This window comes from Glycomyces sp. L485 (assembly GCF_022548875.1).
Classification (GTDB): Bacteria; Actinomycetota; Actinomycetes; order Mycobacteriales; family Micromonosporaceae; genus Glycomyces.
Genome location: NZ_JAKZEW010000004.1, coordinates 166695 through 182187, shown reverse-complemented (window position 1 = coordinate 182187; position 15493 = coordinate 166695). Strand labels below are relative to the sequence as shown.

Genomic DNA, 15493 nt, shown 5'->3' with positions numbered 1-15493 from the left:
AGGCTCTCCGACATGAAGCCGAGCCTGTCATTGCCCGATGAAGACCAGTTCGCCGTCCCCGAATCCTGGAGACGGCATCTCCGGGCCAGGAGAGGAGACGGCAGCAGAAGAAGGGTCGCGCTCAAACCCGACCAGATGCGCGCCGACCTCCGCGACCGCGAGGGCCAGGTCCGCAGGACATTGGATCTCGAGCAGAACGAGTCGTTCGCCGCACCCGCGCTGGCGTTCCTCGACGGCGAGCCCGATCCCTACGGCGCCGCGGTCGTCGCAGCGGTGATCAATCGGGACTACGGCAACGGCACCTCGCCGCGGCCGCTGTTCGACTGGCTGGCCGAGGACTACGGCCTCCCGTTCGCCGCGAGCGCCGTGATCGAGCTGGCCGCCGTCGACTCCCGCTACTTCCGCGGCGGCTTCAACTACCTTTTCTATATATCGATCGACGACATCGGGTGGCGCTGGTCCCGTAGAGACGCCGAGTTCGGAACGATTCGGACCGTCGTGGCAACCGCCCCGGACGCCGAGTACGAAGCGGTGCTGGAGGCACTTGCGGCGCGGCGCGGCACCGCCGTCAAGCGGCTCATCTCATGCCTGATCGTGCCGGATCGGAAGACCTGGATCGACGAGCTGTGCGTCGAGCTGAGCGACCGGCGCGGGGACACCCACATCGCCAATGCCCTGCTCCGGCTGATCACCACCTCCGAACAACTGCACGCGGCGGGCGAGAGCGTGCTCGCCGGAACCGTGATCGGCAGGACCGACGCGCTCGACCTGACAGCCCGGCTGGGCATCGACGCACTCCCGATGCTGCGAGGAATGATCTCGCAGTCCCGCGGCGCGGACTGCTGGAAACCGATCTACCAGGCGCTGGCGGCGCTGCCCTCCGACGAGGCGATGGCCGCGATCATCGACGACCTCGACGCGCCGGTGGCGGTCGGCCCCGCGATCGAAGCGGCAGCCCGCTTCCCCTGCCGCGCCCTGCGGACCATCGCGCCCAAGGTCGCAGCGGCGACGCGTGAGCAGCGCAGACTCCTCACCACCGTGCTGCGGTCCGACCCGAACCTGGTCGAGTCCGCGCTCCCGGCCCTCGATCAGGGAACACGCGACGCGCTCGAACCGCTGACCGGCGACGCGAGGCCAGTCCCGGAGGCGGCACCCGAAGAGATCCCGGAACTGCTGCTCGCACCGCCGTGGGAGCGACCGAGGCCGAAGGCGAAACCGGCCGTGCTGGAGGGACTGGACCCGCTCCCTGTGAACCGGATCGTGTGGGCCGAAGGCGAACGGGACCAGTGGGAACCCAAGTACCCGCGCCGTGAACGGGACATCGACCAGTGGCGGGCCGAAGCCGCTCGATGGGACGAGCGCGACTACACCGAACGACTCGACTTCCTCGCCTTCGCCCCCGACGAACTCGCCAAGCCCATGGCCGCCCGATGGGACGGCCGGGCCTGGTACCCCAGCGCGCACGAACTCAAGCAGGTGCTCGCCCGATTCGGACTCGACGTCGCACCGCAGATCACCGAGCTGGTGCAGCCCAACGCGGCACTGCGCGAGGTCCTGCTTCCACTGTCCAACCCGGAGGCGGCCCGGATGGCGGCCGACTCGCTGGTCCGCCTCAAGGCCCTCCGCCCGACGGCCCTCGCCTGGCTCGACCGGCACGCCGCCGACGCGGCGATCCTTCTCATTCCGGACGCGCTCGGCAGGGCCAGGAAGGCCCGCCGGGCCGCCGAGGCCACTTTGGACTATTTGCGGCACCGGCGGGGACCGGAACTGCTGCTCGAAGCAGCGGCGCGGTACGGCGAGGCCGCCGTCGAGGCGATCAGGCCCTTGGCCGAGCGCGACCCGCTCGAGCCGTTCGGCGGCAAGGCCCCCGGGGTCGGCGCCTGGGCCGCGCCTGCGGTCCTGCCGCAGGTGCTGCTCAAAGGCCGTGAGCGCGCACTGCCGGACCGATCGGTCGGGCATCTCGTGACCGTCCTGGCGATCGCCGCGCCCCACTACCGGTACGCCGGGATCGACGTCGTGGCCGAGCACTGCGACCCGGAATCGCTCGCACGGTTCTGCTGGGCGCTGTTCGAGCAGTGGCTGGCCGTCGGCGCCCCCGTCGAGGACTCGTGGGCGCTCGCCCAGCTCGCCCACTTCGGGGACGACGACACCGTCCGCGCGCTCGTGCCGCTCATCTGCGAGTGGCCGGGCCGCAAGTTGCACAAGCGTGCCGTCGCGGGTCTCGAAGTGCTCGGCGTCATCGGAACCGAGACGGCCCTGCGGGCAATCCACCGCATCTCCGAGAAGGTCAGGTACGAGAATCTCAAGTGGACTGCGCGGGAGCAGATCGAGGCGATCGCCGCTGGACTCGGCCTGAGTTCCGAACAGCTCGCCGACCGCCTCGTCCCCGACTTCGGGATCGGCGAGGAGTCCGCGCTGGTGTACGACTACGGTCCCCGCCGGTTCGAGGTCCGCTTCGACGAGGAGCTGAAGCCGATCATCACCGACTCCGACGGCAAGGCCCGCAAGGCCCTCCCCAAACCCGGAGTCCGCGACGACGCCGGCATCGCCGAGTCCTCCCGCAAACGGTTCACCAGGCTCAAGAAAGAGGTCCGAACGGTCGCCTCCGACCTGGTGGAGCGCCTGGAGCTGGCCATGGTCCGCCAACGGACCTGGACGAAGGCCGAGTTCGACCGCCACCTGGTCGACCATGCCCTGGTACGGCATCTCACGCACCGCCTGGTGTGGGTGGCCGATCATGGCGGAGAGACGACCGCGTTCCGCATGGCCGAGGACCGCAGCCGCACCGACGTCGACGAGAACGAGCTGAGGCTCCCCGACGACGCGACGATCCGCCTGGCCCATCCCGTCCACTTGGGAGACCAGGTCGAGACCTGGGCCGGGATCTTCGCCGACTACGAACTCCTCCAGCCCTTCGAACAGCTCGCCCGGCCGGTCGAGGCGTTCACCCCGGAGGAACTGGAGACCGGGCGCCTCACCAGATTCGAGGGCGCCGCGGTATCGGTCGGATCGCTGCTGGGGCTGACCGGCAAGGGCTGGGAACGAGGCTGCGTCGGCGACGGGGGCATGGAGTTTGAAATGACCCGCGATCTCGGCGACGCGGGCCATCTGGAGATCGGGCTGACCCCCGGCATCACAGTCCGCGACGTTCACGAGTTCCCGGAGCAGAAGGTCGACTCCGTGCGACTGCACCGGCACGGCGGGCGAACCCCGATCGACCCGGTCGCGGCCTCTGAGGCCCTCGTCCCGCTCGCGAGTGCCACCGGTGTCGGATGACGGTGTTCGAAAGGCCGCGGTGTCGCACCCGCCGCCTAATCTGGTGGCGATGAATCACCCCGATGCGCAACTGCCGGACGAGAACCGAATCCAACTGCCCTCGCGATGGAAGGCCGCCACATCGAGACGGCGCGGAGGATCCTCCTCCGGGCCGATCGAACCCGACGAATCGGCTCCCTCACGGATTCGCCGAATCATCGCATCGATGGAGGACGATATCCGAGTCGCACTGGCCGATCCGCGCAACGAGCCGTACGCTTCGGCCGGTGTGGCCTGCCTCGACGGCCGGCCGGACCCGCTCGGAGCCGGAGTGATCAGGGCGCTGGCCAACAGCGACAAGAACCGTCGGTACCGGGTTGCCGACGGCTCCCACGGAAACGTGTACGGGGGCCCCCAGAGACTGCGGTCGCATTTCTGCGCTTGGCGCGCCGAATTCGGCACTGAGTTCGCATTCCGAGCGGCCGTGGAGGCACTGGGCGTGGCCGCTGTGGTGCCGCTCGAGCACGCCGGTCCGAATCGACGTGCCGTCCCGGAGCTGTTCGAGCCCACGACCAGTTACTGGGACGGCCAGCTCGAGGACCTCATCCACCTGCGGTCACTGCTCGCGGGCGCCACCGACGACGAATACGTCGCCCTGGCGGAGTCGCTCGCCGAGCACCGTGGCAGCCCCATCAAACGCTTCGCCACCGCCTACCTCATGCCCGACCAGGAGGCATGGGTCGAGCAGGCCTGCGCGGAGTACAAGATGACCCTTCTCGACAAATGGCTGCTGTCGATCATCACCACTTCCGACCAGCTCGCCGCGTCAGGCAGGACGAAGCTGCACCACCACATCATCACCAAGCCGCGCTTGGCAGCCATGGTCGAAGGTTTCGGCGCAGATTGCGTTCCGGTGTTGGAGAAGACCCTTCGGGAGTACGGTCAAGGCGAGCAACGCCTGCTGCTGCTGACGGCCCTCTCGGTGCTTCCCTCCGACGATGCCATGGCGGCACTGCTGAGCGATATCGCGTCGTTCGACGCGAGGAGCCTTGCGCTGGAGTCGGTCAAGCGGTTCCCCACCCGGATGCTCCGCGCGGCCGCGGCGCTGGCACCCGGCGCCTCGCCCGCGGACCGGGCACTCCTGACCGGAGTGGTGCGATCCGACCCGGCCCTGCTCGAAGTCGCGTTCCATCACCTGAGCGACAAGGACCAGGCGCGGATCACCGAGCTCGTCGAGGGTCTGGAACTGGTTCCGGACGCCCCGGCCGAGGCCCTTCCGGAGGCGGTCGCCTCGCCTTCGCGGCCCGATCCGGCAGCCGGACCCTGGGCGAATCCGGCGCTGCTGCCGCAGGTGCTTCTGCGAGGAGGCGAGAGTGCCCTGCCCCTGGTGGCCGTCGATCACCTCCTCAACGAACTGGCCGTCGCCGGCTTGACCGGACCGAACGACACGATCGAAGCCGTGGCCCGAGAATGCGACCTCGGGTCCCTGAAGCATTTCTCCTGGAAGCTGTTCGAACTCTGGCTTCACGCGGGCGGACCGGCGAGGGACAAGTGGGCGTTCACCCAGCTGCGGTGCTTCGCCGACGACGACCTCGTGGCGCGTCTGACCCCGATGATCAGGGAGTGGCCGGGGGAGAGCCACCACAAGCGGGCCGTCCTCGGACTGGAACTGCTGGGCGCGATCGGATCCGAGACGGCGCTGCGCGCGATCCACGGCATCTCGCAGAAGGTCAAGTTCCAGGGCCTCAAGCGGGAGGCGGGCCGCCAGGTCACCGCCATCGCTGCCGGCCTCGGCCTCAGCGCCGAGCAACTCGGCGACCGCCTCGTGCCGGACTTCGGCCTCGACGACGCCTCCAGCCTGGTGATCGACTACGGACCCCGCCGCTTCACGGTCGGCTTCGACGAGCAGCTCAAACCGTTCGTCACCGACTCGGCCGGAAAACGCCGCAAGAGCCTGCCGAAGCCCGGAGCCCGAGACGACGCCGAGGTGGCCGAAGCCGCCTACAGGCGCTTCACCCAGTTGAGGAAGGACCTCCGAACCGTGGCTTCCGACCAGGTGAAACGTCTTGAGCGGGCCATGGTCGACGGGCGTACCTGGTCGAAGCCGGAGTTCGAGCGGTACTTCGTCGGCCATCCGCTGGTGTGGCACTTGGCGCGGCGGCTGGTGTGGCTCGCCGAGGCCGACGGCGAGCAGACCGCTTTCCGGATCGCCGAAGACCGCACGCTCACCGACTCCGACGAGAACGACCTGACGCTGGACGCGGGCACCGTCATCCGCCTGGGCCACCCGCTCCACATGGGCGACGAGTGCCGCGAGTGGAGCGAGGTGTTCGCCGACTACGAGATCCTGCAGCCGTTCGAGCAGCTGTCGCGACCGGTCATGGCGCTCACCGAAGCGGAGATCGCCACCGGACGGCTCGAACGTTTCGAAGGGATCACCGTCGACGTGGGCAGGGTCCTGCGCCTGGAGAAGCACGGGTGGCACCGGGCGGCCCCGGTCGACAACGGCCACCAGCCCGGCATCGGGCGCCGACTTCCCGCCGGGGGATACGTCTGCGTCCAACTCGAACCGGGCTTCGCCATCGGTCGCCCCGCGGAGTTCCCCGAGCAGACCTTGACCTCGGTCAAGCTGTCCGACTTCGAGGACTACGGATGGTACCGACACGGCCGCGAACACCGGTGGCCGCCCGAAGTCGATCCGTTGACCGCCTCCGAGATCCTCTGCCAGCTCGCCGAGCTCGCCGACACCCGCATCGCGAATTAGAAAGCCGACATGATCGACAACTCCACCGAGCCGAAACTCCAAAGGCCCCCCGCCGAACAGCGATTCGCCGACGAACTCGCGAAGCTCGCCGCCGACGACTCCGCCCCGCGCCCGCCCGGGTGGGCACTGAGCCTCCAGGCCGCCCGCGCGTTCGTGGTCGGCGACGACAGGCTCGGCGTGAGCCGCAAGTTCGTGGGCGACCCGTCCCTGATCGACCGGGCACTGGTCACCTTGGCCACCAACCGGGGGCTGATGCTCGTCGGCGACCCCGGCACCGCCAAGTCGCTGCTGTCCGAGCTCATCGCCGCCGCCGTCTGCGGCGACTCCACGCTCACCATCCAGGGCGGGGCCTCCACGACCGAGGACCAGATCGCCTACTCGTGGAACTACTCCCTGCTGGTCTCCGAGGGCCCCACCCAGCGCGCACTGGTGCCCGCGCCGCTGCTGCGCGGCATGGCCGAGGGTCGCCTCGTCCGCTTCGAAGAGATCACCCGCTGCCCCCTCGAAGTCCAGGACTCGCTGCTGTCGCCCCTGTCCGACCGCGTCCTGGCCGTCCCCGAACTCGAAGGCGGCGACAACATGGTGTTCGCCCGCGAGGGCTTCAACATCATCGCCACCGCCAACACCCGCGACCGGGGCGTCAACGAGATGAGCGCGGCGCTCAAGCGCCGCTTCAACTTCGAGACGGTCTTCCCCATCGCGGACTTCGCCACCGAGCTCGACCTGGTCGAGGCCGAGGCCGCCGCCGCCCTGGAGCGCTCCGGGGTGCCGGCGCCGCCGAGCCGCGACGTCCTGGAAGTGCTGGTGCGGGTCTTCCGCGACCTGCGCAGCGGCGACGACGCCGGCGGCCGGATGCAGTCGGTCATGTCCACCGCCGAGGCCGTCTCGGTCGCCCACGCCGTCGGCATCAAGGCCTGGTATCTGCGCGGCGGCCGGGCCGCGGCCGGCGACATCGTCGACTGCATGGCCGGGGCCGCCGCCAAGGACAACCGCGAGGACCTCGCCAGACTTCGCCGCTACCTCGAACAGCGCGCGCCCAAGCACAAAGGCGAGCACTGGCGAGACCTGCACCAGGCGCGTGCACTGCTGCCGGGCTGATGCTCATGTCTTCCCGAGACCGACTGCACATACTCGGCGTGCGCCACCACTCGCCGGCCTGCGCGCGCCTGGTCGCCGACACGGTCGAACGGCTCCGGCCCGCCGCGGTGCTCATCGAGGGCCCGGCCGACTTCAACGACCGGCTCGACGAGCTCGCCCTCGACCACGCGCTGCCCGTGGCGATCTACTCCTACACCGGCACCGAAGGCGACATGCGGCGCACCTGGACGCCGTTCTGCGACTACTCACCCGAGTGGATCGCCCTCGCGGCCGCCCGCCGGGCCGGGGCCGAGGTCCGGTTCATCGACCTGCCCGCCTGGCACGACGCCTTCGCCGGGATCGAGAACCGCTACTCCGACGCCGAGAGGCGCTACGGTGAGGCGACCGAGCGGCTGTGCCGCGAACTCGCCGTCGACAACTCCGACGCCCTGTGGGACCACCTGGTCGAGGTCGCCGACCCGGACGGCCTCGCCGAACGGCTCGACGCCTATTTCGAGCTGCTGCGCGGCGAGGCCGCCGCCGACGAGGCCGACACCGAGCGCGAGACCCATATGGCCGCGTGGATCCGCGCCGCCCTGGCCGAGACCGACGGACCGGTCGTGGTCGTCTGCGGCGGCTTCCACGCCCCGGCCCTGCGCCGCCTGGCAGACCGGGGCCCGGCCGACCGGCCCGCGGTGCCCCTGCCGCCCGAGGGCGCCGAGGTCGGCGGCTTCCTGGTGCCGTACTCGTTCAAACGGCTCGACGCCTTCGCCGGATACCAGTCCGGGATGCCCTCGCCCGAGTACTACCAGCGGCTGTGGGAAGACGGCCCCCAGGCCGCCGCGGACGCCCTGGTCGAACTCATCGCGACCCGCCTGCGCGGACGTGACCAGATCGTATCCACATCGGATCTGATCGGCGCGAGAGCCCTCACCGACGGCCTGGCCCGCCTGCGCGGCCACGACCGGCCCGGCCGAACCGACCTGCTTGACGGCCTGGCCGGCGCCCTCATCAGCGACGACCTCGAACAGCCCCTGCCGTGGACCAGGCGCGGCACCCTCACCCCCGGCACTCACCCCGTCGTCGTCGAGATGACCGCCGCCCTCACCGGTGCCCGTGTCGGCCGCCTCCACCCCGACACGCCCGCGCCGCCCCTGGTCGCCGACGTCGAAGCGGCCCTGGAGCGGCTCGGACTCGACAGCCCCGGAGCCGTCCGCATCGACCTCACCGACCCGCTCGACCTCGAACGCAGCCGCGCCATGCACTGCCTCAGCATGTTGGCCGTCCCCGGATTCAGCCGCGAGGAGGGCCCCGCGGAGGGCATGGAGGTGACCGCGAGCGAACAGTGGGAGATCCGCGACCACGACGGCCGCCGCTCAGCCCTCATCGAAGCCGGCGCCTACGGCGCCACCCTCGGCGACGCCGCCCAGAACGTCCTCGAACGCCGCATCGGCGGCGCCGACGGCGATCTGGAGGCGTTGGCGGCCAACCTGTTCGGGGCCGCGCTGTGCGGCCGCGCCCGCCTCACCGACCGGCTCGGACCGGCTGTTGAGGCCGCGGTCGCCGCCTCACCCGAGCTCGCCGCGGTCGGGAAGGCACTGGCCGTCGCGCTGGCGCTGTGGCGGCACGACCACCTGTTCGGCACCGCCGGGAGCGACCTGTACGCCGCGGTCATCGGTCGGTGCACCGACCGCGCGCTGTGGCTGGCCGAGGGTCTCCACGCCGGGCCCGGCCCGGCGCACGCCGGGCGCCTCGAAGCCTTGTGCGCGGTTCGCGACGCGGTCCGCCACGTCCCGCACCTGACACCTCCGGCCGGATCGGTGGCCGACACGGGCCGACGCATCGCCCGCGACGGCCAGGCCCCGCCCGACCTGCGCGGAGCGGCCGCCGGCCTGGCCTGGTCCCTCGGGGCCCCACCGGAGGCGGACGAGGCCGCCGCGAGCGCCGGCGCCCCCGGCCGCCTCGGCGACTGGCTCGCCGGGTTGTTCGCGGTCGCGCGCGAAGAGGTCCTGGCCGAGGCCGACGACGGCGGCGTGGTCGCCGCCGTGGACGAGCTCGTCGGCGACATGTCCGAATCGGAGTTCCTGGAGGCGCTGCCCGCGCTGCGCCAGGCATTCGGGCACTTCCCCCCGCGTGAACGCGCGCAGATCGCCGAGCGGGTCGTCGAGCGGCGCGGCGCGCCCGGATCGGGCCGCGACCTGCTCGCCCGCCACGACGTCGACCCGGTGGTCCAGGCCGCCTCCCACGCCCTCGAAGCCCGCGTCGACACCGTCCTCGAACGTGAACACCTATTCGCCGCAACGGAGGAGCGACAGTGAGCGCAGACCTGGAACGTTGGCGGCTGGTCCTAGGGCCCGCCGCCGAACGGCACACCGGCGCCTTGGGCGAGCGGGCCGCCGCCCGCGACGCCGCCCTCGATTGGCTCTACAGCCGCGACGGCGACCTCGACAGGCGAGACGTCCGCCGCGGCGGCACGCGCGAAGGCGGCGACGGACCCTCCATCGTCACCACTGTGGACTGGATTGATCAGATCCACCGGCTCTTTCCCAAGGAGACCGTCGAACGGCTCGAACGCGACGCCATCGAGCGCTACGAGATCGACGACGTCGTCACCGATCCCGAAATACTCGGCCGGATCGATCCGAACCCGGCCCTGCTCAAAGCCGTCCTGCGAACCAAGCACCTGATGAACCCCGAAGTGCTTGCCGCCGCCCGCCGCATCGTCTCCGAGGTCGTCCGGCAGCTGGTCGAGAAGCTCTCGGTCGAGGTGCGCACCGCATTCACCGGCAGCCGCGCCCGCCGCCCCAGCCACCACCGCCGCGCCCGCGACTTCGACCTTCGCCGCACCCTGCGGGCCAACCTCGCCCACTACCGGCCCGAGGATCGCCGGGTCGCCATCGAACGGCCCTACTTCCACTCTCGCACCGCCAGGCGCCTCGAACAGTGGCAACTGATCCTGCTGGTCGACCAGTCCGGGTCGATGGCCGGATCGGTCATCCACTCCGCGGTGACCGCCTCATGCCTGTACGCCCTGCCGGGCCTGAAAACCCACCTGGTCGCCTTCGACAGCGACGTCGTCGACCTCACCTCCGAAGTGGACGACCCTGTCGAGCTGCTCATGAAGGTCCAGCTCGGTGGCGGCACCGACATCGCCCGCGCCGTCGACTACGCCTCCGGCCTGGTCGAGAACCCCCGCCGCGCGATCGTCGCCGTCGTCACCGACTTCTACGAGGGCGGCAGCGAGCGCCGGCTCCTGCACACCGTCAAGCAACTGTGCGAACAGGGCACCCAGGTACTCGGACTGGCCGCACTCGACGAAGAGGCCGATCCCGACTACCACCGCGACCTCGCCGGGCGCATGGCCGCCCTCGGCGCCCATGTCGGGGCCATGACCCCCGCCCACCTCGCCGAGTTCGTCGCCGAAAGGCACGGAACGTGATCAGAGACGACCTCCTCGCCCTCACCGCCGACAGCCTCGCAGCGCTGGCCAACCGCGGCCTGGTCAAGCGCGCCGCCAAGGAACTCGACGCCGGGACCGCCCCGCTCCTGGAGACCGATCCGGACGGGACGGTCCGCGCGACCTTTCCCGACCGGACTGAGACCGCCCTGCCCGCCCACGGCGGCATGGAAGCCGCCACCTGCACCTGCCCGGCCCCTTCGAAGTGCCGCCACCGCGTCGGCGCCGTCCTGGCCTACCAGCGCGAGCACGAGGGGACCGGGGAGACCGAGGTCGCCTCTCCCGCCGCGATCACCGACGACCAACTGCGCGAGGCCTACGGCCGCCACGCCATGGCCGCCGCCGAGAAGGCCCGCCGCGCCGGATACACCACGCGCCTGACCTGGCCCGGTCCCGACCGGCCCGCCGTCGCCGAGCTGCCCGCCTGCACCGTCTCCTTCCTGGTGCCCGGCCTCGGCTACGTCCACACCGACGCCACCGGACCGGCCCGCGAGTCCGGCATCGTCCAGGCCGTCTGGGCCTTCCGCGAGGCCGAGCGGGCCGAAGGCGAAGCGCCGCAAACGATCAGCGTCGGCGGCCGCTCCCGCACCGACGACCTGGACGCGGCGGTCCATCTGGCCCGGAGAGTCCTCCTCGGCGGCGTCGAGGGCGCCGACGCCGTCCTTCGCGCCGCGCTCGCCCGCGAGGCCAAGGCCTTGACGGTCCGCCGCCTCCACTGGCCCGCCGGAGCCCTCGCGGACCTGATCGCCCAGCTTGAGCGCTATCACGACCGGTCTGCCGCCTACGACCAGCGGCGGCTCGCCGCCCTGCTCGCCGAGATCCCCGCCCGCGAGCGCGCCGGACGATCCGACTCGGGCACCCCCAACGCTGCGATCCTCGGCAGCGACGAGGCCGCCGAGACCCCGCTGACCCTGCTGCGGCTGACGGGCATGGGCTGCCGCGTCGGCACCGAGGGCGACCGGCGCACCGTCGAGTTGTACTTCGCCCAGCCCGAGACCGGAATGGTACTGACCGTCAAACGCGACTGGGAGCTTCCCGAGAGCGGCCGACTCACCGGGCACGACCTGGCCGGGCGGCGTCTGGCCGGCTGCCGTATCGGCGCCATGGCCGGTGGCAACGTCGTCTCCGAGGCCGCCAGCCGCACCGCCGCCCGATCGCTCAGGCTCGGCAACGGCCGCCTGGCCAAGACCCAGGTACTCCCGCTCGGCCGGTCCTGGGACGACCTGCCCGCCGGCCTGCGCGTCACCGACCTCGACGCGCTGACCGAACGGCTCGACGCCCTGCCGCCGACCCTGATCCGCCCGCGCGTCGCCGCCGAACTGGTGCGCGTGATAGCCGTCGAGAAGGTCGAGTCGATCGGCTACGACCCGGCCGCCCAGCGCGTTGAGGCCGCCATCACCGCTCCTGGCGGCGGCAGGGCGCTGGTGCGCGCGGCTTACAGCGCCGCCGCCCCAGGCGCGCTGGAGGCCGTCGAAGACGCGCTCGGCCGCGAACCGTCCGCCCTCGCCGGGGCCGTGAGCCGTCAGCGCGGCGGGTTGGTCGTCGAACCGACCGCGATCCTGGCCGCCGACGGCCCGGTCGTGCCCGACCTGGCCCCCGGCGACGACTCCGCCGGCTTCGCCGCCGTCACCGCCTCAGCGGCGGACCCGGTCGCCTCGGCGCTCGAAACCGCGGTCGACGCCTGCGCGGATCTGGCCCACCGGGGGCTGAGCCACGCCCGCGAACCCTCCCGTAGAGCCATAGAATCAGCGGCTGAATCCTTGTATCGGGTTGGTCTTCGAAAGTCCGCGAGCGTTCTTGCTATGCTTTCCAAGTCGCTTGGGGAGGATGACGACAATGTCAAGATTCAGGCCTGGAACGATACCGCCGTCCGAATACTGGTGACCGCTGAGCTACAATGACCCGATTCCTGGGTAATCCCGATCTCAGCGAAGCCGGCAAGCCATAAGCTTGCAGTGCTTTTCTCTCCAGCCACGCGAACGACCGGGGCGACAACGTCCCCGAATTCGGCCGTCGGCATCGTTCATACGAGCAATGGGGCTTTCATCATCGTGTTCGACCTGCAAGACCCGATCTTTCTCGCGCACCGGGGCGGCAAACTGCGCACCGCCGCCACCGTCCCGCTGGACACCCGCGACGACCTGTCCATCGCCTACACGCCCGGCGTGGCCCGGGTCTGCGAGGCCATCGCCGACGACGCCGCGCTCGCCCGCGACTACACCTGGCGACCCAACCTCGTCGCCGTCGTCACCGACGGCACCGCCGTGCTCGGGCTCGGCGACATCGGGCCTGCCGCCTCACTGCCGGTCATGGAGGGCAAAGCGGCCCTGTTCCGGCAGTTCGCCGACGTCGACGCCGTCCCGATCTGCCTCGACACCACCGATCCGGATGAGATCGTCGCGGCAGTCACCGCCATCGCCCCGTCCTTCGGCGGCATCAACCTGGAAGACATCGCCGCGCCGCGCTGCTTCGAGATCGAGGCGCGCCTCAAAGCCGCCCTCGACATCCCGGTCTTCCACGACGACCAGCACGGCACCGCCGTCGTCGTCCTCGCCGCGTTGCGAGGCGCGCTGCGCCTCCAAGGCCGCAACGCGGCCGACGTGACCGTCGCGATCGTCGGCGCGGGAGCCGCCGGAGTCGCGATCACCGCGATCCTGCGGTCCGCCGGCGTCGACGACATCATCGTCTGCGACTCGACCGGGGTCATCCACCCCGGGCGCGAACGGCTGGGCCCGGTCAAAGAGGAACTCGCAAAGAACACCAACCGGTTCGGGCGCACCGGCGGCCTCGCCGAGGCACTCGACGGCGCCGACGTCCTCATCGGCGTCTCCGGCGGCCGCGTCCCGGAGTCGGCGCTCGCCTCCATGGCCGACGACGCGATCGTGTTCGCGCTCGCGAACCCGCGGCCCGAGGTGGATCCCGCGGTCGCCGCAGAGCACGCCGCGATCGTTGCCACCGGCCGCAGCGACTACCCGAACCAGATCAACAACGTGCTGGCCTTCCCGGGGATCTTCCGGGGCGCCCTCGACGCCGGAGCGAGGGCGATCACCGAAGAGATGAAGCTCGCCGCCGCCGAGGCCATCGCCGACTGCGTGAGCGACGACCTGGCCGCCGACCACATCGTCCCCTCGGCGCTCGACCCGAAGGTCGCGCCGGCGGTGGCCGAAGCGGTCAAGGCCGCCGCCTGACCGAGCCGCCGCTAACGCCGCTTCCAGGCACCCTTGTCGAACGAGAACGATCGGAACCGCTCGCGGACCTCCACGGCGTCGGTGGCGACGCCCAGTTCCCGCAGGTACGTCGCGGACTTGTCGACACCGTCCGGTATCCGCGTCCCCTGTCGGGGGAACGGCAGGACCCTGGAGGCGGAAGGTTCGCCGGGCGACCGGCGCAGTCGCCGCAGCTTCGCCTCGGCCCGCACCCTCCACAGCGAGTTCCAGCCACCGTCCGGCGGGTCGTGCAGTTCGGGAGCGGTGAGGTCGAGGCCCAGGTGCTCAGACCACAGGCGCCGCCGCAGGTCGGCGATGCGGGCTCGGGTCGACTCGGGGCGGTCCCCGTCGAAGTCGGCTATGGCGAGATTGACCTCAGTCGAGCGGACGTCGTCGGGGTTCTCAGGCCCGAACGCCCCGACCACGCGGCCGGCGAGCCTCACCGGCCAGGCGGCCGCCCGGGCGTGCTCCGAGGCCGCGAGGGAGAGGCCGTCGAGGTTCGCCGATCCGACGGTGGCCCAGGTGTCGTCTACGACCGCTGCCTTGGAGTGGACATGCGTGCGGATGATCGAACCGTGTTCGTGGCTCCACAGCGTGTAGATTCCTATCCGCTCGGCCGCGTCCGGGCCCGACAGACTCGAATAGAGCCGCTCGAGCGCTTCGGGCTGCCATTGCGTGTATCGGGGGATGTCGGGGCGGTTGTTGATGAGGGCGATCAGATGCAGTCGGTCGTTGCCCCGCAGCGCATCGACTAGGGCGTCGACGATGTCGTCCGAGGTCAGGTACTGGTTCTCCAGATAGATGAACTCCTTCGCATTCGCGATCGCGTTCAGGTACGACTCGAGGATGCCGGTCTCGCCGCCGGGAAGATCCGGGAAGCGCCCGCCGTGAAGCGTGCGCGTCACCTGTGCCGAGAGGTCGCCTTGAGCCGCTTCGGCCGGCGGTGCGAATTCCGGCAGGTCCGCCGGTCCGCTGAGGTTCCAATGCAGCCTGAAGGTGGCGTCGAGGTCCGCGACGGCGGGGCCGGTGATCCGGGCGCTGACGTCGTGGGCCGGCACTCGGATGGCGCTGCGCCACCGCACGTGGCCCCGCCTCGGATCGTCCAGGTGATGTGCGGTGCAGTCGAAGAACTCCTGGGTGAACATCGAACCGATCGAGAACGCGACGGCGTCGTCTACGAGGAAGACCTTGGCGTGGATCGGCGCGGCCTGGGGCGTGTGGAACCGGCGGAGCCGGACCCGAGCGGGCACCCCGCGACGCTTGAAGAACCGCTCGACGGGGCGGGAGGTATTGACCGGTGAGATGGCGGGTTCGACGTGGTTGAGCAGCAGGCTCACCTCCGCGCCGCGCCGCGCGGCCGACACGAGGCGTTCCTCGAGCCTGGTGGAACCTGGTGCTCCCGGGCGCCCGACGATCCGCTCGTCGAAGGACATCCGCACGTGTGGGAGGTCGAGTAGGAACAGCATGCACCGCACCGACCTCCGGGCCGAGCCGACCTCCTCGGCGAGGCGCCCCCACGCGGCCTCGTTGTCGATCAGGAACTCGACCGAGTTCCCGCGGGTCGGCCGTGGCCCTTGACGAGCGCTCCAGTTCATATGGTCCCCACCGCCGGTTCCCTCCTGGCCGATTGCCAACGTTCGGCGGGCGCCGCAGACGGACGAGCGGCGCAGTGGCGGTCGCGGCCCGAGACCGCACCGCGGCAAGGACGCTCTACCCGCTCGTCCGGCGGTCGAA

At 70.9% G+C, this 15493-nt stretch carries 8 protein-coding genes; 7 read left to right on the top strand and 1 reads right to left on the bottom strand.

Annotation, left to right across the window (positions count from 1 at the left end; all coding sequences use genetic code 11):
* Positions 1-12: 12 nt before the first annotated feature.
* The 7 genes from L0U85_RS04455 (at position 13) to L0U85_RS04425 (ending at position 13741) form a co-directional block, all read left to right on the top strand.
* Positions 13-3276: a DUF4132 domain-containing protein gene (locus L0U85_RS04455; protein ID WP_241376551.1), complete on the top strand. Its 3264-nt coding sequence runs from the start codon at positions 13-15 to the stop codon at positions 3274-3276.
* A 205-nt stretch (positions 3277-3481) separates the two neighbouring features.
* Positions 3482-6019, top strand: a complete 2538-nt coding sequence (locus L0U85_RS04450; protein WP_241376550.1) for a DUF4132 domain-containing protein — start codon at positions 3482-3484, stop codon at positions 6017-6019.
* A gap of 9 nt (positions 6020-6028) precedes the next feature.
* Entirely contained in the window at positions 6029-7117 is a 1089-nt protein-coding gene (locus tag L0U85_RS04445; protein WP_241376549.1) for an AAA family ATPase, read from the top strand.
* A 5-nt stretch (positions 7118-7122) separates the two neighbouring features.
* Complete coding sequence (locus tag L0U85_RS04440; RefSeq protein ID WP_241376548.1) at positions 7123-9414, top strand: DUF5682 family protein; 2292 nt, start codon at positions 7123-7125, stop codon at positions 9412-9414.
* Positions 9411-10535 carry a VWA domain-containing protein gene (locus L0U85_RS04435; protein ID WP_241376547.1) on the top strand — a complete coding sequence of 375 codons (1125 nt, stop codon included), beginning with the start codon at positions 9411-9413 and terminating at the stop codon, positions 10533-10535. The genes L0U85_RS04440 and L0U85_RS04435 overlap by 4 nt, the downstream gene beginning before the upstream one ends.
* The gene (locus L0U85_RS04430; protein WP_241376546.1) at positions 10532-12454 is read left to right on the top strand and encodes a hypothetical protein; all 1923 of its coding nucleotides are present in this window, start codon (positions 10532-10534) and stop codon (positions 12452-12454) included. Before L0U85_RS04435 ends, L0U85_RS04430 begins: the two co-directional genes overlap by 4 nt.
* Before the next feature lie 150 nt (positions 12455-12604).
* Positions 12605-13741 (top strand): NADP-dependent malic enzyme, encoded by a 1137-nt coding sequence (locus L0U85_RS04425; RefSeq protein WP_241376545.1) that lies wholly within the window; start codon positions 12605-12607, stop codon positions 13739-13741.
* An 11-nt stretch (positions 13742-13752) separates the two neighbouring features.
* Here the strand turns inward: L0U85_RS04425 and L0U85_RS04420 are convergent, their stop codons facing one another.
* A complete protein-coding gene (locus L0U85_RS04420) occupies positions 13753-15354 on the bottom strand; it encodes a phospholipase D-like domain-containing protein (protein ID WP_241376544.1) in 1602 nt (533 codons plus the stop codon).
* Between the last annotated feature and the right edge of the window lie 139 nt (positions 15355-15493).

Coding starts and splice junctions, on each gene's coding strand:
- L0U85_RS04455 (WP_241376551.1), top strand. CDS start 13: ATGAAGCCGAGCCTGTCATTGCCCGATGAAGACCAGTTCGCCGTCCCC.
- L0U85_RS04450 (WP_241376550.1), top strand. CDS start 3,482: ATGGAGGACGATATCCGAGTCGCACTGGCCGATCCGCGCAACGAGCCG.
- L0U85_RS04445 (WP_241376549.1), top strand. CDS start 6,029: ATGATCGACAACTCCACCGAGCCGAAACTCCAAAGGCCCCCCGCCGAA.
- L0U85_RS04440 (WP_241376548.1), top strand. CDS start 7,123: ATGTCTTCCCGAGACCGACTGCACATACTCGGCGTGCGCCACCACTCG.
- L0U85_RS04420 (WP_241376544.1), bottom strand. CDS start 15,354: ATGAACTGGAGCGCTCGTCAAGGGCCACGGCCGACCCGCGGGAACTCG.